Here is a 23,426-nt window from a genome sequence, read left to right as displayed (position 1 = left end):
GCGAGCATGACGTCGAGAGTAGGTAGCGGCTGGCAGCGATCTGGTGACGATAGCGCTCCGGCCACGGTCTTTTCCCCTTAAGCAGCCCGCCCATATTCCGCCTGCCGCCGGCTGGCCGTGGCGAGCTGGAACTGCGCGAGCAACTCGTTGAGCGCCGCCGCTTCCGAGGCGAGGCCATGACTTGCTGCCGTCTGTTCCTCGACCATGGCGGCATTTTGCTGCGTGCCCTGATCGATGGTATTGATGGCGGTGTTAATTTCCTGAAGACCTGTCGACTGTTCGCGCGATGCGGTGACGATCGCGTCGATATGGCGGTTGATCTCCTGCACTTCGCGGACGATGGTTTCCAGCGCCTTGCCGGCATTGCCGACGAGTTCGACGCCGGACTGCACCTGCGATGTCGAGGCGTTGATCAGCGTCTTGATCTCCTTTGCCGCATTGGCTGAGCGCTGGGCAAGCTCGCGCACTTCCTGGGCGACGACGGCAAAACCCTTGCCGGCCTCACCGGCGCGGGCGGCTTCAACACCTGCATTCAGCGCGAGCAGGTTGGTCTGGAAGGCGATTTCGTCGATCACGCCGATGATGTTGCTGATCTCGGACGATGATTTTTCGATGCCTTCCATGGCGCGCACGGCATCTTCCACAATGACGCCGGATTGTTCGGCATTGCCGCGGGCGCGGTCGACCAGACGGCCGACTTCTTCGGCGCGACGGGCGGAATCCTTCACTGTCGTGGTGATTTCCTCGAGTGCTGCTGCCGTCTCCTCAACGGAGGCCGCCTGCTGTTCGGTGCGTCGCGCCAGATCATCGGCCGACTGGCGGATTTCACCCGCACCCGCATCGATTGCGAGGGCGTTCTGGCCGACGGTGCTGAGGGCTGCGTTCAGCTTGGCGACCGAATTGTTGAAATCGTTGCGCAGGCGGTCGATACGGGCCACGAAAGGCGTGTCGATGCGATAATTGAGATCGCCGTCCGAAAGATGCGCCAGGCCCCGGGCAAGTGAATCGACTGCGAACTGGATATCCGCCGCGTCTTTTGCTGCCGTTCTTTCACGCTCGTTGCGCTCCTGTTCGGAGAGCGTACGGTTCTGTTCGGCGTCGCCTTCAAGGCGCAGGCGCTCCATGGCGTTCGAACGGAACACGGCAACGGCTGCGGCCATGGAGCCGATCTGGTCGGTGCGCTCCTGACCGGGAATGGCGACATCGAGGTTGCCGGCGGCAAGGCCTTCCATGGCGGACGTCATCTGCGTGACGGGGCGGACGATGAAGCGGGAAAGGACGGTTGCGAGAAGTCCGATCATGATCGTCGCTGCGAGGATCGTGGCGATGGTTGCCGCGAGCCGGAACTGGCCGATTGCGCTGTAGGCAACATCGGAATCGACGACAAAGCCGAGATACCAGTCGACCGAGGGCAGGCCGGCGACCGGAATGAAGCTGGTGATCTTGCCCTTGCCGTCGATCTCAGTCTGGGAGATCGCGGAGGAAATCGCTGGCGTGTTGACCTTGAAGAGATCGGCCATCGGCTTGTCGACGAATTTTGGGTCGGGATGGATGAGGATCTTGCCATCCTTGCTGACGAGGAATGCATATCCATCTGCGCCAGCATCCACCGACTTGATCATCTTCACCAGCGAGTCCAGCGAGAAGTCACTGCCTGTCACGCCAGCAAGCTTGCCATCGATGGAAACGGGTATGGCGGCGGTGATGATGAGGCCGCCGGTCGATGCATCATTGTAGGGTTCGGTTAGAACCGTCTTGCCGGCCTTGACCGCATCCAGATACCACGGGCGCTTGCGCGGATCGTAACCTTCAGGCAGCGGCGTTTTCGGGAAGGTGGTGAAGCTGCCGGTGTCGGCATTGCCGAAATAGGTCGACATGAACTGTGCCGTCAGCACGTCGTTTTCCAGAAAATGCAGCTTTGCTTCGTCATCCGGAAGCTTGGCCAGCGTCTTTGCCACCGTTTCGGTCAGCATGATGCGGCCATTCAGCCAGTTGGCGATGCTTTGCGCCGCCTGTTTGCCGGATGAATCGATGTTTTCCGCCACCGCTTCCGTCGTGACGCGATGCTGAAGGCTGTCGATGTAAAAAGAGAAGCCGGCAAAGGCGGCGACGACAAGTGATGACGCAGCAACGAGAATGCGCGTCATGAGATTGGTTTTTTTAGGCAAGCTACACGTCCTTGAAACCGGGTGAATCCGTTCGGCTCATCTAGGGAAATGGTGGGGAGAGACATGCCTTAAAGGCGGGAATATTCTGCGTCATGCAGCTTTTGGTTTAGAAGAACTACGCAATATTCTAATAAGTAAATTGAAATGGTAAAATTCGGCTAAATTTGCCTTTCGTCACTGGATGTAGGCCAAAGGGCGCGTCGGATTGCCGTTTTGCGTAAATTTTGATCATCGATCTGCAAAGGTTGCGTGCAGGAGGGGAATATTTTATTCATCACCGTGCTGCCGTTGCGCAATTCGCGGGCAATGGCCAAAGTTCAGGTGAATTACAATGTCTTCGTCGGTTGTTGCAGAAACCGTTCCGTCTGGATCGGGGTCGTGGTTTTCGCATTTCAAGGCTACGCTTGTGCTGGGAATTCCGCTTATCGGCGCGCAGCTCGCGCAGCTTGGCATCCATACCACTGATATGGTCATCGTCGGCCAGCTTGGCGCCGAAAAGCTGGCGGCCATGGTGCTGGCCGGACAGTTCTTTTTCGTCGTCTTCATTTTCGGCTCCGGCTTTTCCGTCGCTGTTGTACCAATGGTAGCGCAGGCTTACGGGCAGGGTGACGCGACATCCGCGCGCCGCTCGCTGCGCATGGGCATGTGGGTGGCAATCGCCTATTGGCTGCTTGCATTGCCGATTTTCATCAATGCCGAGCGCATTCTCATTTCTCTTGGGCAGAACCCCAATGTGGCGGCGCTGACCGGCCATTATCTCGCCATCGCGAAATTCGGCCTTTTGCCGGCGCTGCTGTTTTATGTCCTGCGCGGGCTTGTCAGCGCCATCGGGCGCGCCGGCATCATTCTTTATGTCACCATCATCATGCTGGTGATGAACGGTGTGCTGGCCTATGCACTGGTGTTCGGCCATTTCGGATTGCCCGCCATGGGCATGAACGGTGCTGCCGTGGTTGCCGTCATCGTCAATGCCTTCAGTTTCATTTTCATTGTCGTCTATGTGCAGACGCGTGAGGAAACGAAGAGATACGAGCTGTTCGTGCGCTTCTGGCGGCCGGACTGGCATGCGCTCTTCGAAGTGCTGCGCCTCGGTCTGCCGATTAGCATCACCATTCTTGCCGAAGTGACGCTGTTCGCCGCCGCTTCGATCCTGATGGGGCAGATCGGCACCGTCCAGCTTGCGGCGCACGGCATCGCCCTGCAGCTCGCCTCCATCGCCTTCATGATTCCGCTTGGTCTTTCCCAGGCGGCGACGGTTCGTGTGGGCGTGGCGCGGGGGCAGGGGGATTTCAGAAATCTGATCCGTGCCTCGATCATGATTTACGCCATCGCCTGCGGCATCGCCATTTGTGGCGGCATCCTGTTTGCGGCGGTGCCGGAATTTCTGGCGAAGTGGTTCCTCGATCCGAAATTGCCTGAGGCCGCCGAGGTGCTCGCTTATGCCAGCAGCCTTGTGGTGATTGCCGGCATCTTCCAGCTTGTCGATGGCATTCAGGCGGTCACAGCAGGCCTGCTGCGCGGGTTGAAGGATGCGCGCATTCCGGCGATGCTGGCGCTGATTTCCTATTGGCCAATTGGGCTGGCGCTTGCCTGGACCATGGCTTTTCCGCTCGGTTTCGGCGGGCGCGGTGTCTGGTTCGGCTTTGTGATCGGTCTTTCGACAGCCGCCGTTCTTCTCACCATCCGCTTCGTGCTGCTTGTGAAGCGTGAAATGCAAACGGCCCGCTGAGAAGCGGGCCGCATGTAACGTCCGGATTGAAAAAGTATCAGCGCTCCGCGAGCGCTGCCTCGCCCTTCTTTTCACGCAGCAGGTTGACGAAGCGGCGGAAGAGATAGTGGCTGTCCTGCGGGCCTGGCGATGCTTCCGGGTGATGCTGGACAGAGAAGACCGGCTTGCCGGTGATGCGCAGGCCGCAATTGGTGCCATCGAACAGCGAGATATGGGTCTCTTCGACGCCCTCGGGCAGCGACTTGGTATCCACCGCAAAGCCGTGGTTCATCGAGACGATTTCCACCTTGCCGGTCGTGAAGTCCTTGACCGGATGGTTCGCGCCGTGGTGGCCCTGATGCATCTTCTCCGTCTTTGCGCCAACGGCAAGGCCGAGCATCTGGTGACCGAGGCAGATGCCGAAGATCGGCAGCTCGCTCTTGATGAGGTTCTGGATAACCGGCACGGCATATTCGCCCGTCGCGGCCGGGTCTCCCGGGCCGTTGGACAGGAACACGCCATCCGGCTTCAGCGCCAAAATGTCTTCGGCCGACGTTTGGGCCGGAACGACCGTGACCTTGCAATCCAGACCGGCAAAGAGGCGCAGGATGTTGCGCTTCACACCGAAATCCACGCAGACGACGTGATATTTCGCATCGGCTTCACCGAGCGTGCCGTAACCCTTGTTCCAGACCCAAGGCGTTTCCGTCCAGGTGGAGGACTGGCCGGAGGTGGCTTCGATGGCGAGGTCGAGGCCGACGAGGCCGCTCCATGCCTTGGCTTCCGCCTTCAGCGCTTCGATGTCGAAGACGCCGTTCGGGTCATGGGCGATCACCGCGTTCGGCGCGCCGTTTTCGCGGATCCACGCGGTGAGCGCGCGGGTGTCGATGCCGCAAAGGCCGATGACGCCGCGGGCCTTCAGCCAGGCATCAAGGTGCTTGACGGCGCGGAAGTTCGACGGATCGGTGATATCGGCCTTGAAGATGACGCCGACCGCGCCGCGACGGGCGGCGGGTGTCAGGTCTTCAATGTCTTCCTCATTGGTGCCGACATTGCCGATATGCGGGAAGGTGAAGGTGACGATCTGGCCGAGATAGGAAGGATCGGTCAGGATTTCCTCGTAACCCGTCAGCGCCGTGTTGAAGCAGACTTCGGCCTGAACCTTGCCGGTTGCGCCGATGCCCGTTCCTTCAATCACCGTGCCATCGGCAAGAACAAGCATTGCGGTCGGTTTGCGGGTAGTCCAGGGCGCTGTCTCGGTCATCTCGTTCCGTTTCTGCCGCTTCGCACCCCGCCTCTTGAAAGGCAGGGGGTAAGGGGCCATTTTTGTCGCAGGCTTCGTGACATAAAGGGGCGCGCGATAAAGCTCGCGTTCCGACCCTTCGTTAAAATCTCGTGCAGGTGCCGGAAAATAACGAAAGCAGCCCCAGCGGTCAACCGCAGGGCCAAGATTTACGTGGAATTAAACCACCGTATTTTCAAGGTCTTATGCATTTGATTTGCTTGAGCGTGTCTGCTCGTTTATGTCGTTTCGCAAAATGAGGTGGAAAGTTTCCGTATCGAGAAGCTGCGGAAAGCGCTTTCCCAAGGAGAAGAAAAATGATGCGCGACACGTTCGCAAACGCTTTGAAGGACGCATTGAAGGCTCGTGATGCACGCCGCACCTCGACCGTGCGCCTCATCCAGACCGCCATCAAGGATCGCGATATCGCCAATCGCGGCGTGGGCAAAGACCCCGTCAGCGATGAGGACATCATGCAGATCCTGACCAAGATGGTGAAGCAGCGGGAGGAATCCGCCAATATCTATGAAGGCGCCGGCCGCCCCGAGCTTGCCGCTCAGGAGCGCGAGGAAATCGTCATCATCAAGGAATTCATGCCGGAAGAAATCCCGGCCGAGAAGGTGCGCGAACTCTGCCAGGCCGTCATCACTGAGACCGGCGCGTCCGGCCTGCGCGACATGGGCAAGTGCATGAATGCGCTGAAGGAGCGTTATCCCGGCCAGATCGACTTCGCCAAGGCTTCCGGCGTCGTCAAGGATTTGCTGAAGTAAGTTCGGGCATCCTTAAAAAGTAAAGGCAGGGCAGATGTGGGCTGCCCTGCCTTTTTTCTGTCGACGAAAACGCATTCCGGCGGATCAAAATGCGGTCCTTCACAGGCTTTTTTCGGGGGACGTGCCTGCGGGCGTCGGCAGATTATACGGAGGTCAATTGCTGCCTTCGCTGATGTTTTTACATCGCCGCCGCGGCCGGCTCAAATTACAAAAACATAATTTTTGGTGATGCTGCGGTGCCATAAATTTGCCCGAAGCGGGCGCAATGGCGATGTGATTTCGCCGTCGTGGCCTGTGAATATCGGGTATTCCTGTTCTTTAAGTTTTGTGCTGGCCTCTTTCCGCGCATATATGAAAGACTGGCCTCGAATAGGTAACCCATGCGCTTTTCCAACTCTTTCCTTGATGAGATACGCGACCGCGTGCACATTTCCGATGTGATCGGCCGACGTGTGTCCTGGGACAAGAAGAAGACCAATACGTCGCGCGGGGATTATTGGGCCTGCTGCCCGTTCCATGGTGAGAAAAGCCCGAGCTTCCACTGCGAGGACCGCAAGGGGCGGTATCATTGCTTCGGTTGCGGCGTTTCCGGCGATCACTTCCGCTTTCTGACCGAGCTTGAGGGCCTGAGTTTTCCGGAGGCTGTGCAGCAGATTGCCGATATGGCCGGCATTTCCATGCCGCAGCCCGATCCGCAGGCGGAAAAGCGCGAGCGCGAGCGCACTTCGCTTCAGGACGTCATGGAAATGGCGACGCTGTTCTTTCAGGACCAGTTGCAGACCGCTCTCGGTGCGCGGGCGCGGGCTTACCTGCGCGATCGCGGGTTGACCGGGCGCACCATCGAGACTTTCCGGCTGGGTTATGCGCCCGATAGCCGCAATGCGCTGAAAGAGCATCTGGCGAGCAAGGGCGTGACGAAGGAACAGATGGAGGCCTGCGGGCTGGTGGTGCATGAGAATGTGCCGGTCTCCTACGACCGCTTCCGCGACCGCATCATGTTCCCGATCCTGTCTTCGCGGGAAAAGGTGATCGCTTTCGGCGGCCGCGCCATGGCCGCGGATGCGGTGGCGAAATATCTGAACTCCAACGAAACAGAGCTCTTTCACAAGGGCAATGTTCTCTACAATTTCGCCCGCGCCCGGCGCGCCTCGCAGGCGGCCGGCGGTTCGGTCATCGCCGTCGAAGGTTATATGGATGTCATCGCGCTCTATCAGGCGGGTGTGGAAAATGCCGTCGCGCCGCTCGGCACGGCGCTGACCGAAAGCCAGCTCGATCTCCTCTGGAAAATGTCGCCGCAGCCGATCCTCTGCTTCGATGGCGATGGCGCTGGCATTCGCGCCGCCAACCGTGCGGCCGACCTTGCCTTGCCGCATATCAAGCCGGATCGTTCCGTCAGCTTCGCGCTTTTGCCCGATGGCAAGGATCCAGACGATCTCGTGCGGCTGGAGGGACGCGCGCCTTTCGACCGGGTGCTGTCTGAAGCCAAGCCGCTGGCCGCGATGATCTGGAGCCGCGAGACCTCCGGCGTCACTTTCGATACACCGGAAAAACGCGCGCAGCTTGAAAGCCGGTTGCGGCAGATCGTGGCCGTTATCGGCGACGAGACAGTGCGCCGTTTTTACCAGCAGGATATGCGCGACAGGCTGAACGGCTTTTTCCAGCCGCGTTTTCAGCAGGGCGGGGCTCAGAACGGCAATTTTCGCCGCAACGGCGCGCAGCCCGCGGGACGCGGCTTCCAGCGCAATGCGCCGGGGCGGGGCGGGGCGATGGCCGCGCCGGCCAGCAGCATTTCCGACCGGCTTGCGCAGTCTGGCCTTGTCAGGGGCTATCAGACAAAGCCTTCGCTCCGGGAAAGCGTTCTTGCCATCACCATCGTCAACCATCCCGAATTGCTGCTCGAGGAATATGACGAGATCGCCGCTATCGACTACGAAAACCGCGATTTGCAGCGCCTGTGGTCGACGGTGCTGACCTATGCGGCGGAAAGTGCGGCGGAGATTTCGCGGGCAGGGCTGATCGAGCGCCTGTCACAGCAGGGTTTCGAGGTGCTTTTGAAGGCCATGGACCAGCAGGTGCGCAATGCCCGCCTGTGGACGGCGACGGAGCAGGCGGCGATGGAGGATGCGCGCGAGGGTTATGTGCAGGCCCTTTCCCTGCATAAGAGGACGAAATCCCTGCTCTGGCAGAAAAAGGAACTGGAGCGGGAAATCGCCGAGGCGACGGATGACGAACGCGGTACATTGCTGGTGCGGGCGCTGGCCGAAGTGCAGCTGGAAATCGGCCGTATGGAAAATCAGGAGGCGATCATCGATGGTTTCGGGGTCATGTCCGGCCGGGTGAAGGGGCCGGCCGTCGGCCATGGCTGAGGGCGGGCGACAGAATTGAAAGGTGTTTGGGGTTGCCTTTTGCGGCAGGCGTCCTAAATAGGGGATAGTCTGGTGATAATCCGCAAAATGCGGCTCTTTTTAAGAATTTCCTTGGCTGTCTCGCCCTCAAAGGCTTGACGGGGCGGGAAATAGCGGGAATCACCATTTCAGGAAAAGTAAGGTGGAATGAGCCTTGGCGGATAGAAATTGCATGAGCAAGCATTTCCGGGTGCACTGTCTTTGCATTCTGCCTGAGGCTGCCGTGGTTAATCGGCAATTAAAGATCACTCCGTTAGGTGTCTGACAGTGATTCGCGGCAATGCGCCGGATGCTCAAGGGGCGGACGGCGATGCTGCGGAACAGGTGTTAGCGTCAGGGAAAGCGACGAGATAGATGGCAACCAAAGTCAAAGAAAACGAAGAAGCAGAAAACGAACGCGACGGTGCGACGGACGGCCCGCTTCTCGACCTTTCGGATGACGCGGTCAAGAAAATGATCAAGGCCGCCAAGAAGCGCGGCTATGTGACGATGGACGAGCTGAATTCCGTCCTGCCGTCTGAAGAGGTGACCTCCGAGCAGATCGAGGACACGATGGCGATGCTGTCCGATATGGGCATCAACGTGATCGAGGACGAGGACGCCGAGGAAGCCGCCAGCAGCGACGACGACAGCGATTCCGATAGCGACGATTCCGAGGGCGGGGAACTTGCCCCTTCCGGCGGCACCGCGCTTGCGACCGCCAAGAAGAAAGAACCGACCGACCGTACCGACGACCCGGTGCGCATGTATCTGCGCGAAATGGGTTCCGTGGAGCTTCTGTCGCGCGAAGGCGAAATCGCCATCGCCAAGCGTATCGAGGCCGGCCGCGAAACGATGATTTCGGGCCTGTGCGAAAGCCCGCTGACGTTCCAGGCGCTGATCATCTGGCGCGACGAACTCAACGAAGGCACGACGCTGCTGCGTGAGATCATCGATCTCGAAACCACCTATTCCGGTCCGGAAGCCAAGGCGGCTCCCCAGTTCCAGAGCCCGGAAAAGATCGAAGCGGACCGCAAGGCCGCTGAAGAGAAGGAAAAGACCCGCAAGCTGCGTGCGCCGACCGGCGACGAGGATGTGACGGATGTGGGCGGCGATGGCCTTCCGCCGGAAGAGGAAGAAGAGGACGACGACGAGTCCAATCTTTCGCTTGCCGCGATGGAAGCCGAACTGCGTCCGCAGGTCATGGAAACGCTCGACACCATCGCTGACACCTACAAGAAGCTGCGCAAGCTTCAGGATCAGCAGGTTGAAGCGCGTCTTGCCTGCACCGGCACCCTGTCTTCCGGTCAGGAGCGTCGTTACAAGGAACTGAAAGATCAGCTAATCACGGCCGTCAAGTCGCTGTCGCTGAACCAGAACCGTATCGACAGCCTTGTCGAGCAGCTCTACGACATTTCCAAGCGCCTGATGCAGAACGAAGGCCGGCTGCTGCGCCTTGCCGAGTCCTATGGCGTCAAGCGCGACAGCTTCCTTGAGCAGTATCACGGTGCGGAACTCGATCCGAACTGGATGAAGTCGATTGCCAATCTGGCCGCGCGCGGCTGGAAGGAATTCGCCCGCGAGGAAAGCAACACGATCCGGGAAATCCGTCAGGAAATCCAGAACCTCTCCACGGAAACCGGCATTTCCATCGCCGAATTCCGCCGCATCGTTTCGATGGTGCAGAAGGGTGAGCGCGAAGCGCGCATCGCCAAGAAGGAGATGGTCGAGGCCAACCTGCGTCTGGTGATCTCGATTGCGAAGAAATACACCAACCGTGGTCTGCAGTTCCTCGATCTCATTCAGGAAGGCAATATCGGCTTGATGAAGGCGGTCGACAAGTTCGAATACCGTCGCGGTTACAAGTTCTCGACCTATGCGACCTGGTGGATCAGGCAGGCGATCACCCGTTCGATTGCCGACCAGGCCCGCACGATCCGTATTCCGGTGCATATGATCGAAACGATCAACAAGATCGTTCGCACCTCGCGCCAGATGCTGCACGAGATCGGGCGCGAGCCGACCCCGGAAGAGCTGGCCGAAAAGCTCGCCATGCCGCTGGAAAAGGTGCGCAAGGTTCTGAAGATCGCCAAGGAGCCGATTTCGCTCGAAACCCCCGTGGGCGACGAAGAGGATTCGCATCTCGGTGACTTCATCGAGGACAAGAACGCGTTGCTGCCTATTGACGCCGCCATTCAGGCGAACCTGCGCGAGACGACCACCCGCGTATTGGCCTCGCTGACGCCGCGTGAAGAACGCGTTCTGCGCATGCGCTTCGGCATCGGCATGAACACGGACCATACGCTGGAAGAAGTCGGCCAGCAGTTCTCGGTCACGCGCGAACGTATCCGCCAGATCGAGGCGAAGGCGCTGCGCAAGCTGAAGCATCCGAGCCGCTCCAGAAAGCTGCGCAGCTTCCTCGACAGCTAAGCGTTCCGCTTCCTTTAAAATTGAACCCGGTCAGTCAGCGCTGGCCGGGTTTTTTGTTTCCCGCACTGGCGAACTCTGCGACAAGCCTTATGTGTGAAAACAGGCATTCCGCTTTTGCTGGATAAGCCCGGGTTCGATTTGGTTCGATGAGATGCAACAGATTTCGGCAGGCAAATGGCGGAGGGGAGGATGGGCTGTGCCCGTCTCCGTGCTGCTGCATCTTGCCGTCGTCGCGCTTTTCTTTTTCGAGCTGCCGGAGCGGATAGCCGAGCCGCAGGAGCCGGAAAGCATCAGCGTCGATCTGGTGCCGCCGCCTGAGGAGAAAAAGGCGGAAGAGGCCCCGCCGCCGGGTGAAGAGAACGCGAAAGAGGAAAAGCCGCAACCCCCACCGCCGCCCGCTCCTCCAGCGAAAGAGGCAAAACCTTTGCCGCCGCCGCAGGCGACGTTGCCGGCCATCGCCATGAGGCCCGAGGAAGCGCAGGCGGACCCCGAGGACAAGCCGGGCAAGACGGAGGAAGCGGAAAAGACCGAGCCTTCCGCGGAGCCTGCAAGCCAGCCTGAAAAAACGGCTGAGGAAAAGCCCGCAGCTCCTGCCGCCAACAGCGATCTTCAGGCTTCCGCCGCACAGGGGGAGATCACGGTTTCACCCGTGAAGGAAGAAGCGCAGCCCGATCAGCCGCCAGTGCCGCAGGCCAAGCCGACTGAGGAAAAGCCGGCGGAAGTGACGGAAAAGAAGCCCGCGAAACTTCCGGCGGCCAAAAACCTCCTGTCTTCGTCGATGCTGTCACCGGCCCAGAGACGCCAGATGTTTGGCGATTTGCCACCGCGTCGCCGCGTCGTTCAGCTTTGCAGCACTGAAGCTCTGGCCCAGATTCAGGGCGCGGGATTTGCCGCCAGGGGCATGATCCCCTATTCGGACACGGGCGGCAGGATTTCCGGTAATTCGATCGATGCTTCCGGCGGCGCGTTCAACACGGGCAGTGGCTGGCATGACGTCTCGTTCCAGTGCGAAGTCGATCTGGAAAATTACACGGTGACGGAGTTCCGGTTTAAAATCGGAAATGAGGTCAGCCCGGAAGACGCGAAAAAGCGGGGCTTTACGAGATTTCAGTGAGGGCGGGTTTTCCCAATCATTAGTCTCCTAAACCCGCTCCGCATCCCCCACCAGCAGCCCAATGCCCGCCATCAGCGCATCCTCATCATAGGGCTTCCTGATCACCGGCACGGTGCCGAATTCATCCGGCACCATGCTGCCATCCGCATAACCGGTGGCGAAGAGGAAGGGGATGCCGCGGCGGTGGAGTTCCCGGGCGACGGGGATCGATGTATCGGAGCCGAGATTGATGTCGAGAATGGCGACATCCGGCACATAGGTCTTCAGCTTTTCAATCGCCATTGCCGACGAGGTTGCCGTTTCGATTGCCTTGATGCCGTTGTCTTCCAGCATGTTCTCGACATCCATGGCGATCAGCATCTGGTCTTCGACGAGTAATACTTTCAACGGCTCCTCCCGGTTATAGCGCCTGGGCTGTGGCGCGGTTTCATCTTCGGTTTGCGTGTCGGCGACTGCCATGGCCGAAGAAACGTGACGGGAGGGCAGGAGAATTTCCGCCTCCAGCCCATCGGGCAAATAGCGTATCGTGCTGCGCCCGCCGAGATCGTATGGGATGCTGCGGCTGATGAGTGCGGTGCCGAAGCCCGCGCGTGATGGCGGGGGCAGTTTGGTGGGCAGGATTTCGCGCCACTCAATCTCGCAATCGCGGTTCTCGTCGATGGTCCAGCGCACATGTAATTGCCCGCCATTTTGCGAAAGCGCACCGTATTTGGCGGCGTTCGTGGCCAGCTCATGCAGAACAAGAGCCATGACGGAGAAAGCGCGCGAATCGAGTGTGACTTGCGGGCCGGTCAATTTCACAACGGTTTCCGGTGAGCGATGCGGCGACAGCTCGGCATCCAGAAGATCGCGAAGCGCGCCGCCGCCTTCACCGCGAATGATCTGGTCATGGGCAAAGGACAATGCCTGAATGCGGCCCTTCAGGGCGGTCACATATTCCTGCAGGGTCTTGCCCTCCTGCGAGGGATTGCCGACCAGCGATTTGATGATGGCCAGAACATTCTTGACGCGGTGATTAAGCTCCTCGTTCAGCATGCGCTGGCGCACTTCCGCGCGCTCCCTTTCGCCCGCCATCAGCTCGCTGTGATGGAATGCGACCTCGACCAGCGCAATCCTCGCCGCTTCGGCGATTTCCCGGTCGTCTTCCGACCAGGGCTGAGCCTGCCAGCGCACCGTCTCTTTCCAGATTGCAAAGCTTTTGCGCGGCGTGAGACGATCCCCCATCGGACCGGTTTCATAGGATTTTTCCGGATTGCCTGCCCAGTTCAGGTTCTGCACGATCTCCTTGCGGAAAAACAGAAGATAGTCGTTCTTCACCTGCGAGAGTGGAATGGCGAGCATTCCGGCTGCGGTGCCGGCATAGATTTCCGCCTCCGGTATGGCCTGCGACAGCGCGTGCGTTGCCCAGACCCTGCCTTCTGAAGCCGAGGCAACAAAGCGCGCCAGCCTTGGAATGGCGTCATGCGGTGGCGTTGCACCCTGGCCGTGCCAGTTGTTTCCCACCCATAGGCCGACGCCATCGCAGGGCATCAGATCGGCAAAATCCTGAAAGCTGTCGATCAGCAGTTCTTCGATGTTGGCGTGATGGGCGGCAAGCCGAAGGAAGCGGTCGAGCGCGGCGTGGGCGTGGTTGACGGTATCGAGCCGGCGTTTCTGTTTCAGGACCTGCAGGTGCATGGAGAAAAATTCTCCGAACATTTCCGCGGCGATCCGGACCGGCATGGTCAGCACGCGTGGGGAATAGTGATGACAGGCGATCAGGCCCCAGAGCGCACCGTCGACAATTACCGAAATCGACATGGAAGCGCCGACCCCCATGTTGCGAAGATATTCGCAATGGATGGGCGAGACGCTGCGCAGATGGGCAAAGGACATATCGAGAGGTTCGCCCGATGCGTCGAGTGCCGGAAGGACGGAGACCCGGGCGCCGCTGGCATCGGAGATGATGCGTAGTGTGTTCTTGAGATAGAGCGCGCGGGCCTGCTGGGGTATGTCGCTGGCGGGGAAATATTGACCGAGAAAGCTTTCCAGCTCCGGCTGCTTCGCTTCCGACACGACCTTGCCGGCGCCGTCTTCCTCGAAACGATAGATCATCACCCGGTCGTAACCGAGCGTCGCCTTTATCAGCCGTGTCGTTCTGGAGATCAGGCTGTCGATGCTGTCCGCCTCGCGGATGCGGTCCACCATCTTGCGGGCGGTCCCCAGCGGCTGCGTTTCGCTGCGCGAGGGCTCGAATTCGATGATCGTGGTGGATTTGTAGCGATGCAGGGCAATATCGAAGCTGCGGCCGTCTCTCATTTCCATTGCGGGCAGCATGGCGGGACGCGTGGTTCTGCCGGTGACGGTGAGCGCATTGCGAAGATCGTGGACGAGTTTTTTGCCGAGCACCTCCTCGGCCGTCCTGCCATTGATATCGCCTTCGACGCCCAGCAGTTCGCGGCAGTTTTCAGAATGCCGCAGCACCATGCGCATGGCGTTGTCGCAGGCGATGAGACAGCCATGCGGTTGAATATAGCCTGGGATGTGGATGGGTTCGCGGTCGCAATTGGTCAGGTCGACATGATAGTCACTGGGGGCCATGAATCAGTCTTTCGCACCCTGTGCCTGTCTTGTACGGGGAATATTGTGTTCGTCGAGGAACGGGTAAGCTTGAATAATTCATTCTGATAGTGCCAACCCTTCCCCGTTTTTTGCAACTGTGACGCCGGTTTTCCGTTCTGCTTTTATAGGCCGTCGTCACGCTATTGTCGTATCCATTACGTCATTGGATACAATTTGACATGCTGAAACGTTGGCAGCGCCGATTTTGTTCCAACACGTTGAAGGAAAAAATGTGCCGCAGAGAAAAATCATAGTCGCCACCCGGGGGCAGGGTTTTTATGAATTCACATCCGAGGCCAAGGCATTCGTCAGCCAAGCCGGCTTGGAAGAAGGCCTGCTGACGATCTTCGTCCGGCACACATCCTGCTCGCTGCTTATTCAGGAAAATGCCGATCCCGATGTGCGGCGCGATCTCACGATGTTTTTCTCCCGTCTCGTGCCGCCTTCGGACGATCCTTCCATGCGCTGGATCATACACACGCTCGAAGGCCCCGACGATATGCCCGCCCATATCAAATCGGCGCTCACCACGGTTTCCATCGGCGTGCCGATCACCGACGGCAGGCTCGTGCTCGGCACCTGGCAGGGCCTTTATCTTTTCGAACACCGCGATGAGCCGCATCGACGCGAAATCGTGCTGCATATCTCGCCGTGATATCCGGATCCGGATCGAGGCGTTCCGCGTTAACCTCCCTGAACGCCTGCTGAACATTCGGTTCTGCTGATATTCAGGCGGGCGAGTCTAGGGTCTCGTCAATCGCCGGGGGATGCTCCCCTGTCGGCAAAGAAACAACGGAGTGAGTTCATGTTCAGCACCTTCGCAAAAGCCGGCCTGGCTGCCCTCATCGCCCTCGGTGGAATTTCCTTTACTGCGCCGGCGGCTTCCGCGGGCTCGGATGTTCAGTTCAGAGTTCAGGTTCAGGATGGCTATGGCCATCGTCCCGGCTGGGGTCGCCCGGATCGCCCGCGCCGTGGCTGCTCGCCCTGGCTGGCGGAAGAAAAAGCGAGCCGCATGGGCCTTCGCCGCGCCCGCGTGGTTGATGTATCGCCGCGCCGTGTCGTTGTGGCAGGCTTCAACCGTTACGGCCGCGACCGCGTCGTTTTCGCCAATGAGCGCGGCTGCCCCGTCATCCGCCGCTAAAATGTAATCCGCCGCTAACAGCGGCGACCTTATCGATCTGCCGATATCCCCGTATGGTAGATGGATCAAAAATGCCCCTCGCTTGTCCGGAAAGGCAGGCGAGGGGCATTTTATTTCGGGTTATGTGAATGGCTGAACGCAAGATGGGGCAGGAGCGGCGCCGAGGCGCCGCCCGCCGTCGATCTTATTGCTCGAGAGCGAAGGTGACGTTGACCACCACGCTGTAGTTGTTCTCGCCCGAAGCGATCGGAACGCTGTCGGCTTCCTTCATCATCGAAGCGCGCATCGCGCCCGCCGGTACCGGCATCGGGCGCTGCGAGTTTTCGCTGATCTGAATGACCCGGCCAAGCTTCACGCCCGCCGCTTCCGTCAGCGTCTTCGCCTTGGCCAGCGCATCGGCAACGGCCAGCTTGCGGGCATCGGTCACCGTCGCTTCGGGCTTGTCATTGGTGAAGGTGATGTCGCCGCCCTGGTTGATGCCGAGCTTGACGGATGTATCGAGGATCGTGCCGAGCTTTTTGAGGTCGCGCACCCGCACGGTCAGGCCGTTGGACACCTGATAACCGGTGATCTCGGGCGCGACATAGACGCCATCCTTGGGTTCATAGTGCTTGTAGAGCGGCTGCACCGAGAAATTGCTGGTCTGCAGGTCGCGCTCCTCGATGGCGGCCTCTTTCAGCGCCTTCAGAACATCGGCAAGCGCCTTGGAGTTTTCGGTCAGCGCCGCAGCTGCGGTCTCCGCCTGCTTGACGACGCTGAAGGACAGGATCGCCATGTCGGGGGCAATGGCCGACTGGCCCTCACCGGAAACACTAATGGTGGCTTCGCGAGGAGTAGCCTCCTGCGCAGACACCTGGGCGGCGAGCGGCATCATGGCTGCTGCGGTCATTGCGGTGAGTGCGAAAAGGCGGGCCGTTTTTGTCTTCATGGTGTTTCCTCGTTGATTGAGTCCCTTTGAAGGGTATTGCCTTAGATTGTGTAGCTAATACGGCGGCACTGCTTTGCGAAAGCATCATTGGCTTGTCGGGCTCAAAAAATTACGTTAGAGCGTGACCCACCGGATTCGAGCCATTGCGAAACCGGTGTTTCGGACTGGTTTTTCCGAAAAGGGCCTGTAGCTCAATGGTTAGAGCCGGCGGCTCATAACCGCTTGGTTGGGGGTTCGAGTCCCTCCGGGCCCACCATTCCGATCTTCTGACGTTGTTTTTCCATCGTTTTTTCCTCGATTTGTCTCACCGGAATTCCGGCTCGATGAAAGTGGGACATTTTTGCGGGCCACGTAGGTCTTCCGACGCTCGAAACCGGCATCGATAATCCGTTTTGACTGGGCAGCCTTCGTGTAGTGCTGCGCCATCTTGGAATCAGACCAGCCGAAGATCGCCATCAATTGATGTTCGGTAGCACCGGCCTCGGCGAGGATGGTGGCAGACGCCTTTCTGAGGCCGTGCGACGAGCATTCCGGCAAATCAGCATCATTGCACCACTGGCGCATCTTGTTGCCGAAGCCGTTCCCGCTGAACGCCTTGCCGTATTCGGTGATAAGGAAGGTCGGCTGATCATGCGTAATCGCGTCCAGCGCCTCGCGAAGCTCGTCCGTGACCGGCAGGCTAAGCGACTGCGCATATTTGCCGGAGCCCTTCTCCGGCATAAATTCGATGCGGTCGCCGACCAAGTTGCGGCAGCCGAGCTTGACGAGGTCCGACCGGCGGACGCCCAAATTCAACATCAGTTCCATTGCAAGCCGGGCCATGGAGCCCAGCGGATAGGCTGCGCGATAGCGCGCCAGTTCCGCTTCGCTCCAGGTGTGGAAGCCGGGCGACTTGTGGATTTTCGTCACGCCGTTCGCGGGGTTGAAGGTCGCCAGTTCGGCGCTGATGGCCCAATTGAAGAGCGCTTTCAGATACTTCACCAGCTTGTCGGCGGCACCGGGCGTGCCGCTGCGCTTCATCTGACTGGCTTCGATGTCTGATTTGCGGATCTTCTTGAAGGGGAGTTCGCCCACATTGCTGCAATAGCGATTGAGGACGCTCTTTTTGTCTTTCTGCGTGGCCGTCGACTGGCTTTGAAACGCCTTGGAGCGATAATAGGTCTCGACAAGCCAGCGAACCGAGCCGGGCTCCAGTCTTGAAATCGGGACCGTCTTTTCACCACGATCGCCCGCAAGTACGCGATGATATTCCTCGGTAAACGCCTGGGTGACGCTGCCAGCCTCGTCCAGATAAACGGACGTCATGCGATATTTCGGCATACCAGGCAGGCGGAGATAGAACCGCTCGTTCCCGTGGCGATCAATATCCCGCGAGCAATATTTGAAGGGGACGCGCTGATTACCCGACCGCGTAATCAAACGGGTTTTCGCCATCGTCTTCGTCTCCGCTCAGGCCCTGTTCTTTGATGTCGTACCAGGACGCGCGGATTTCCTCGGCATCCCAACGGCGCAGTGCGCCGATCTTCACGCCTTTCGGCATAAGGCCACGGCGAACCCAGTCGTCAAAGGTGCCCGTCGAGACGTCAAGAAGTTCCGCCGCACGGACGCGGCTGACCGCGACCTTGTAAATGGGGCGTGGGACCTGCGCTTCTGCTTGCTGCTTCATGTGCTGCTCCTCACGCTCTGGAGGCGCTATCGGCAAGCGCCAAAGCCTTCTGCTTGGGCTCGACCATATTCGCTGCAAGATACTCATCCACGGCATTTTCCGGCAGGAACAGACTTCCTCCGATCCGGACATGCCGGATTTCTTGCTTCGCAATCAAGTTGCGAATGCGTGCGACCGGCCATCCGGAGCGATCTGCGAGCTGTTTAGGTGATAAAAGCTGAGATTGCATAACTGCCCAACTCCATAGAGATAATTCGACACAAGACAGAACGAATCATATAATCGCGTTAGTCGCAACATTTTTATCGCATTCGAGATATTTTGATGCAAGACGGATTTTTGGAGGCGATGGGGCAAAGGCTCGGGAAAATCCGGAAGGACTCCGGGCTCAAGCAAGTACCCTTTGCCGAAGCGCTTGAGGTGTCGCAAAGCGCTTACAACACTTACGAGCGCGGAAATCGCGAGATACCTGCGAAGCTTCTCCGCCTCCTGCATGTGAAATTCAACGTGAATCCCGCGTGGATGCTGACAGGAGAAGGAAGCCCTTACAATCGGGACAAGGTCGACCTGTATCACCATGTCACTGTGTCGGTTGACGCATTCATCGCAAGGGAAAACTGTCAGGTGGAACCGGTGAAGCGCTTGAAGCTCATCCGGTTCCTGATCGACTACGCCGAACAACACGGTGAATTTACAGAGGAAATCGCAGAAAAATATCTGAGGTCAGCGATATGAGTAAATCGAGCTTCGAAGAGCAGATGATGCAGGGGATATACGCGCTTGGTCGCCAGCGCGACGAACTGGCATCCGATAGACGTAGGCTGGCAAGGCAGTTGCGCTACGCCCAACATTCAGCTCGGCTCGCGAGCCTTTCGAAGCAATACGATTTCGGGATGGTCTTCTTCGCAGCTATGGGAGCCGTTTCGCTCATCCTGTTTGATGCAAGGAGCGGCTCCGCTGCTTGGTTGACTCCTGCGTTCAGCCTGTCGCTCATGCTGTTCGCTTGCGGTAGCGCGTTGCGTGGCCGGAAGATGGTCTGCCGGATCAGAAGCTTCCATAGCCGTTTCGGTAGCTGGCAGTTCTGACTAGGATTGAAATTCGATCCATCTCAATGGGTTGAATGTTTTCCAAAGTCACATTATTTGCCCCACTAAAGGGGTCAATAAATGTGACTAACGGGGCAAGGCCGATTTAGAGATGGGTCACGCCGCTGCGCTGGAAGCCGAAATGACGCCCCGGGGGTATTAAGGCACCGGCGGGCTAGAGGATGACCGACGCATGGCTCGTTGGACGAAGCCAACCAAAGATGAAGTCCTAGAGAACCGCCGGACGCTGGCGGAGCGAGCGCGCTGCGGTGATTTGCGTTTACCTGGTGCCGTGGTGGAAATCCGCAAAAGCATAGGTATGACTCAAGCTGAGTTCTCTAAAGTCCTTGGTCTAACGAGAAGGCAAATTGCTGAAATCGAGGCTGGATCAGCCAATCCAACACTGGAAACACTGGAAAAAATCGGTCGGCTCTTTGGATTCGGAATTGGATTCGTGCCGAAATTTTCCCGAGACGATGAACCCAGGTCGCCGATTGGGTGAAGAAAAAGCCATCGCGCCAATATCGCTTATCGAGATGCACTCAAGCCCGCGAGGTCTTTGGAAGTCGTTTGTTTACATCCATCACTAGTCATCGCCCGCTGGGTCAGCCAATCATTTCTTGGCCATGCTGCCAGCAGGAAACGGGATTGACGAGCATTTTAAACAGTAACTGGATCGGCGTAAGGACATTGTAATCTTTATAAAGTTTGGTAAGTTGTGCTGAATCTGGGGGAAGACATGCCTGAAGAGAAAAAGGACCAGCGCGTCACGATCATGATGTCGGCGTCAGAGCTTGAGCGCCTCGATGATTGGGCGTTCAAGGAGCGGATACGCTCCAGAGGCGAAGCCATTAGGCGAATAGTAGCTGGTGCAGTCTCTGAGGACGGTGCGACTCATCTTCAAAAAGCCAATAAAAGTGGCGCCAACGGCCGCCCTACAGGGAATAAAATATGACTTGGTGGCAAGCAATCCCGCTTAGAGAAGCTGCAAAGGTTGAGGTTTCGAAACTAAGCTTTGATCAGTCCAACCCTCGGTATTCAAGCGACAAAGGTATGCCGCATGAGACAGATGAGGATATTGTCACATTTCTGAATGAGACATCCGACCTAGGCGAGCTTCTCCAATCGATATCGACCAGCGGCTATGTCGATATCGAGCCTCTGATTGTGCTCGGCCAGGATGAAAAGCTGATCGTTCTGGAGGGCAACAGACGATTGGCAGCTCTGCGCGTCTTGAGTGATCCAACTTTGGCTGCTCGTTGTGGAATTAATGCTCCTCCCGTCGCGCCGGACAAAGTCGACACTCTTAAGGCAGTTACCGTCTACCGGGTGCCTGACCGTGGTGAAGCCCGTGACTTCATCGGCTTCAAACACATCAATGGCGCTCACCGTTGGGATTCAATCGCTAAGGCGCGGTATGCAGCTGATTGGCTTGATGAGGAAAGAGCGAAGGGCGATCAAGGGCTAAGTCTTCAAGAGATTGCTCGCCGAATGGGCGACCGCCATTCAACGCTTCAGAGGATGGTAAGCGGCTACTATGTCTTGGAGCAGGCCGAAAACAAGGGGCTCTTTTCAGTCGAAGATCGAGAGCCGGGAAAACAGTTTGCCTTTTCGCATCTGTACACAGCTCTCACCCGGCCTGGTTACCGACGCTATTTGGGCCTAGCTGAAGAATCTCGTGCTTCAGAGCCGACGAAAAACCCTATTGGTGAGGAGTACTTAGCGAACCTGCGGCAGGTGATGCTTTGGCTTTATGGTTCCGATTCGGATACGGTCCCTGCGGTTATTCGTTCACAGAATCCGCATATAAAGCAACTCGGAGAAATTCTTGATAATCCGAAGGCGCGAAAGATCATGCTTGAAAGCAACGATCTTCCTCGCGCCTACTCCGAAGTGGAGTCTCCACAACGTCAATTCGAACGGCGGTTGGTAGAGGCTCACGGAGCAATTGAAGAAAGTCTGAAAAAGGCTTCCGCATTCGACGGCAAAGATGCAACTTTGTTGGAAATTGCAGATGAAATTCAGAAAAATGCTAGAAATTTGGTTCTAATAATGAAGGCTGCCGGCGGGGCTACTGAATGAACATAGATCCGCCTGAAAAAAATTCCGGCGAGGTTGCGTTAGCAGATTGGCTTGAACTTGTTGCAACTTTGTCTGGTGACAGAGCTGCCAATCTCGACCTGATAGCTGATGCTGCGGATATCGCGGAAGATACCGAAATTGACGATATCGCCGACGACGATGCGGCGAATGAGGCATTGATTGAAGCAGTGACAGAGGAGATTCGGCGGAGAGCTCGTGTGCTCCACGAAGCTGCTTATCCATTCAGGATGTCCGCGAATGGAGAAGTACTACATCTCAAGAACGATCTCACCTATGGTCAGGAAGCTTATCTCGCCTGCTTGGTCATCAACCACTCTTGGACTTCAGGCAAACTTTTGGCTCCGACTAAGTTGACTGATGCCGAAGCACGAGAGGCGCGCAACCATTTCGAAATCCTTACTGCGGTTGCGGCTATTGGGATTGCGAATGGCCCTGCTTTCCTATTGGGAACGAATCGCCGCGGCGCCGCTGGATTGCTTCAGAGAGTGAGTGAAATTTGCGCTCACGTCGGTGAGGGGAGAGCGCGCGCGGCATTAGATCCAGCCGCGCCGGCACGCGCAAATGACGACAGCGTAGATGTCCTGGCGGTAGAAACTGAAAACGATGGTCCACCGCACAGGTCGTTTTGGTTCTGCCAATCAGCTGCGGGAGCAAATTTCGACAGCAAGCCCATTATAAATGAAATTGAAAAGTTTATGGAAATTTGGATGGAAGTGCGTCCAGCACATACCAACGGTGCGCTCTTCTTCCCTGCAATCGTGGATGATAACTTTCTTCGATATAATACAAGAAGGCTTGGGCAAATGTACCATCGCCTGAGACTGCCCCTTCAAGCACAGAGGGGTTTTGAACTCTTAGCTGCTGATGCTGCGCTCCTACATTACGTAGACGATGTTAACGCACCCAAGGTTTGGTTATCAACCTACCTTGCACGAGCAGGCAGAGGGGTAGCATTGTGAGACATCGTTTTCATGCTATCTGCCCGTATTTCGCGATGTTTCCGGAGACGTTTGTCGAAAAATATCTCGTGTTCTCCAAACCCGGCGATTTGGTGTTTGACCCTTTCAGTGGCCGTGGCACAACAGGTTTTCAATCTTTGTTGTCGGGGCGGCGCGCGATATCGTCTGACCTAAGTGCTGTTGCTGCCTGTATTTCGCGAGCGAAGATGCAGGCTCCTCCGCAGCGAGATATAGTAATGCGGCTTGCTGAGCTATCTGATGGATTTTGTGAGGTAGACGACGCCGCTCACGATGATGAATTCTATAAGGCTTGTTTTGCTCACCACACCCTCCGCCAATTGACTTATCTGCGCGCGACCTTGAACTGGCAGAACGACATCCGTGATGGATTTATTGCCGCGTTAATCCTCGGACGTCTCCACGGGGAAAGCCACAAAAGCAGCCGATATTTCAGCAACAGAATGCCAAGAACCATTGCCACAAAACCAGACTACTCAGTTAGGTGGTGGAGCAAATACGGCTATGTCGCGCCTGAGAGGGATGTATTTCAAATTCTAAAGACAGAAATTTCATACCGGTTCGACACCGGAAGGCCTGAAGCGGTCGGAGAGGTGGTTCAAGCTGATGCACGTCAGGCAAACGGAGCATTCGCGCACTACAAGAATGAGGTGAAGCTAGTTATTACCTCCCCGCCGTATCTGGATACGACACATTTCGCTGAAGATCAGTGGCTCAGAAACTGGTTTTTGGGTGGCCAGGCACGCGCACGGAAAATGCCACGCGGTGACGACCGCCACACGTCCAAGGCACAATATTGGAAGTTTCTTGGTGAGGCATGGGGAGGAATGAAAGAGCTCCTTGCGAGAGAATCAGTGGTAGTCGTCAGAATCGGTGGTTCAAAGATCGACTTTGAAGAGGCGAAAAACGGCGTCTTGAATTCTCTCGCTGCTGGCCTAGAACGTGATGTTAGTCTTAGGTCTGCTTCTGAGTCGGAAATTATTGGCGGTCAGCTTAGGTCGTTTCGTCCCAGCGCTGCTGGGACAAAACGCGAGTATGACATCGTAGTCAACGTCAACTAGTGAAGCGG

At 57.6% G+C, this 23,426-nt stretch carries 20 protein-coding genes, 1 tRNA gene and 1 pseudogene; 15 read left to right on the top strand and 7 right to left on the bottom strand.

Translation table 11 applies throughout. From position 1 onward, the window contains the following. Positions 1-77: 77 nt before the first annotated feature. Complete coding sequence (locus RAC79_RS21920; protein ID WP_174039513.1) at positions 78-2,168, bottom strand: methyl-accepting chemotaxis protein; 2,091 nt, start codon at positions 2,166-2,168, stop codon at positions 78-80. A 331-nt stretch (positions 2,169-2,499) separates the two neighbouring features. On the opposite strand from RAC79_RS21920, the gene RAC79_RS21915 reads away from it, so the two are divergent. Then, positions 2,500-3,897 (top strand): MATE family efflux transporter, encoded by a 1,398-nt coding sequence (locus RAC79_RS21915; RefSeq protein WP_142846452.1) that lies wholly within the window; start codon positions 2,500-2,502, stop codon positions 3,895-3,897. 37 nt (positions 3,898-3,934) lie between these two features. Here RAC79_RS21915 and carA read toward each other — a convergent pair whose 3' ends face one another. After that, complete coding sequence (gene carA / locus RAC79_RS21910) at positions 3,935-5,140, bottom strand: glutamine-hydrolyzing carbamoyl-phosphate synthase small subunit (protein ID WP_080856598.1); 1,206 nt, start codon at positions 5,138-5,140, stop codon at positions 3,935-3,937. A 335-nt stretch (positions 5,141-5,475) separates the two neighbouring features. On the opposite strand from carA, the gene RAC79_RS21905 reads away from it, so the two are divergent. The 4 genes from RAC79_RS21905 (at position 5,476) to RAC79_RS21890 (ending at position 11,856) form a co-directional block, all read left to right on the top strand. Further along, a complete protein-coding gene (locus RAC79_RS21905) occupies positions 5,476-5,928 on the top strand; it encodes a GatB/YqeY domain-containing protein (RefSeq protein WP_003522833.1) in 453 nt (150 codons plus the stop codon). A 380-nt stretch (positions 5,929-6,308) separates the two neighbouring features. Beyond that, a complete protein-coding gene (dnaG, locus tag RAC79_RS21900; protein WP_078051817.1) occupies positions 6,309-8,294 on the top strand; it encodes a DNA primase in 1,986 nt (661 codons plus the stop codon). A 393-nt stretch (positions 8,295-8,687) separates the two neighbouring features. After that, entirely contained in the window at positions 8,688-10,742 is a 2,055-nt protein-coding gene (gene rpoD, locus RAC79_RS21895; protein ID WP_065655752.1) for an RNA polymerase sigma factor RpoD, read from the top strand. A gap of 196 nt (positions 10,743-10,938) precedes the next feature. Next, entirely contained in the window at positions 10,939-11,856 is a 918-nt protein-coding gene (locus RAC79_RS21890; RefSeq protein WP_174039512.1) for a DUF930 domain-containing protein, read from the top strand. A 27-nt stretch (positions 11,857-11,883) separates the two neighbouring features. Here the strand turns inward: RAC79_RS21890 and RAC79_RS21885 are convergent, their stop codons facing one another. Then, entirely contained in the window at positions 11,884-14,436 is a 2,553-nt protein-coding gene (locus RAC79_RS21885) for an HWE histidine kinase domain-containing protein (protein ID WP_174039511.1), read from the bottom strand. A gap of 253 nt (positions 14,437-14,689) precedes the next feature. Between RAC79_RS21885 and RAC79_RS21880 the strand changes: the two genes are divergently transcribed. Then, a complete protein-coding gene (locus tag RAC79_RS21880) occupies positions 14,690-15,112 on the top strand; it encodes a secondary thiamine-phosphate synthase enzyme YjbQ (RefSeq protein WP_174039510.1) in 423 nt (140 codons plus the stop codon). 150 nt (positions 15,113-15,262) lie between these two features. After that, complete coding sequence (locus RAC79_RS21875) at positions 15,263-15,598, top strand: hypothetical protein (protein ID WP_065655756.1); 336 nt, start codon at positions 15,263-15,265, stop codon at positions 15,596-15,598. Between the two features lie 184 nt (positions 15,599-15,782). Here the strand turns inward: RAC79_RS21875 and RAC79_RS21870 are convergent, their stop codons facing one another. Beyond that, the gene (locus RAC79_RS21870) at positions 15,783-16,526 is read right to left on the bottom strand and encodes an SIMPL domain-containing protein (protein ID WP_142846459.1); all 744 of its coding nucleotides are present in this window, start codon (positions 16,524-16,526) and stop codon (positions 15,783-15,785) included. A 180-nt stretch (positions 16,527-16,706) separates the two neighbouring features. On the opposite strand from RAC79_RS21870, the gene RAC79_RS21865 reads away from it, so the two are divergent. Beyond that, positions 16,707-16,782 (top strand) — tRNA-Ile (locus RAC79_RS21865). 200 nt (positions 16,783-16,982) lie between these two features. On the opposite strand, the pseudogene RAC79_RS21860 reads toward RAC79_RS21865, so the two are convergent. The 3 genes and pseudogenes from RAC79_RS21860 to RAC79_RS21850 form a co-directional block, all read right to left on the bottom strand. Next, a pseudogene (locus tag RAC79_RS21860) lies at positions 16,983-17,324 on the bottom strand (tyrosine-type recombinase/integrase); the annotation flags it as partial. Between the two features lie 601 nt (positions 17,325-17,925). Further along, entirely contained in the window at positions 17,926-18,192 is a 267-nt protein-coding gene (locus RAC79_RS21855) for an AlpA family transcriptional regulator (protein WP_151688233.1), read from the bottom strand. Positions 18,193-18,202: 10 nt separating this feature from the next. Continuing rightward, complete coding sequence (locus RAC79_RS21850; RefSeq protein WP_097661063.1) at positions 18,203-18,421, bottom strand: helix-turn-helix domain-containing protein; 219 nt, start codon at positions 18,419-18,421, stop codon at positions 18,203-18,205. Between the two features lie 95 nt (positions 18,422-18,516). On the opposite strand from RAC79_RS21850, the gene RAC79_RS21845 reads away from it, so the two are divergent. The 7 genes from RAC79_RS21845 to RAC79_RS21815 all read left to right on the top strand — a co-directional run bounded on the left by RAC79_RS21845 (position 18,517) and on the right by RAC79_RS21815 (position 23,418). Further along, complete coding sequence (locus RAC79_RS21845; RefSeq protein ID WP_374997542.1) at positions 18,517-18,927, top strand: helix-turn-helix domain-containing protein; 411 nt, start codon at positions 18,517-18,519, stop codon at positions 18,925-18,927. Continuing rightward, the gene (locus RAC79_RS21840) at positions 18,924-19,277 is read left to right on the top strand and encodes a hypothetical protein (protein WP_374997541.1); all 354 of its coding nucleotides are present in this window, start codon (positions 18,924-18,926) and stop codon (positions 19,275-19,277) included. The genes RAC79_RS21845 and RAC79_RS21840 overlap by 4 nt, the downstream gene beginning before the upstream one ends. Positions 19,278-19,470: 193 nt before the next feature. Then, positions 19,471-19,779, top strand: a complete 309-nt coding sequence (locus tag RAC79_RS21835; RefSeq protein ID WP_374997540.1) for a helix-turn-helix domain-containing protein — start codon at positions 19,471-19,473, stop codon at positions 19,777-19,779. Positions 19,780-20,016: 237 nt separating this feature from the next. Continuing rightward, positions 20,017-20,232 (top strand): hypothetical protein, encoded by a 216-nt coding sequence (locus RAC79_RS21830; RefSeq protein WP_374997539.1) that lies wholly within the window; start codon positions 20,017-20,019, stop codon positions 20,230-20,232. Beyond that, positions 20,229-21,359 (top strand): hypothetical protein, encoded by a 1,131-nt coding sequence (locus RAC79_RS21825; protein ID WP_374997538.1) that lies wholly within the window; start codon positions 20,229-20,231, stop codon positions 21,357-21,359. The genes RAC79_RS21830 and RAC79_RS21825 overlap by 4 nt, the downstream gene beginning before the upstream one ends. Further along, positions 21,356-22,339: a hypothetical protein gene (locus tag RAC79_RS21820; protein ID WP_374997537.1), complete on the top strand. Its 984-nt coding sequence runs from the start codon at positions 21,356-21,358 to the stop codon at positions 22,337-22,339. Before RAC79_RS21825 ends, RAC79_RS21820 begins: the two co-directional genes overlap by 4 nt. Next, positions 22,336-23,418 (top strand): DNA methyltransferase, encoded by a 1,083-nt coding sequence (locus tag RAC79_RS21815; protein WP_374997536.1) that lies wholly within the window; start codon positions 22,336-22,338, stop codon positions 23,416-23,418. Before RAC79_RS21820 ends, RAC79_RS21815 begins: the two co-directional genes overlap by 4 nt. Positions 23,419-23,426 lie beyond the last annotated feature (8 nt).

The sequence above is a fragment of the Agrobacterium sp. LR_9 genome, assembly GCF_041954855.1.
GTDB classification, from domain to species: domain Bacteria; phylum Pseudomonadota; class Alphaproteobacteria; order Rhizobiales; family Rhizobiaceae; genus Agrobacterium; species Agrobacterium leguminum.
Note: the sequence above shows the minus strand (reverse complement) of the source record. Positions and strands in the feature narration are given on the sequence as shown.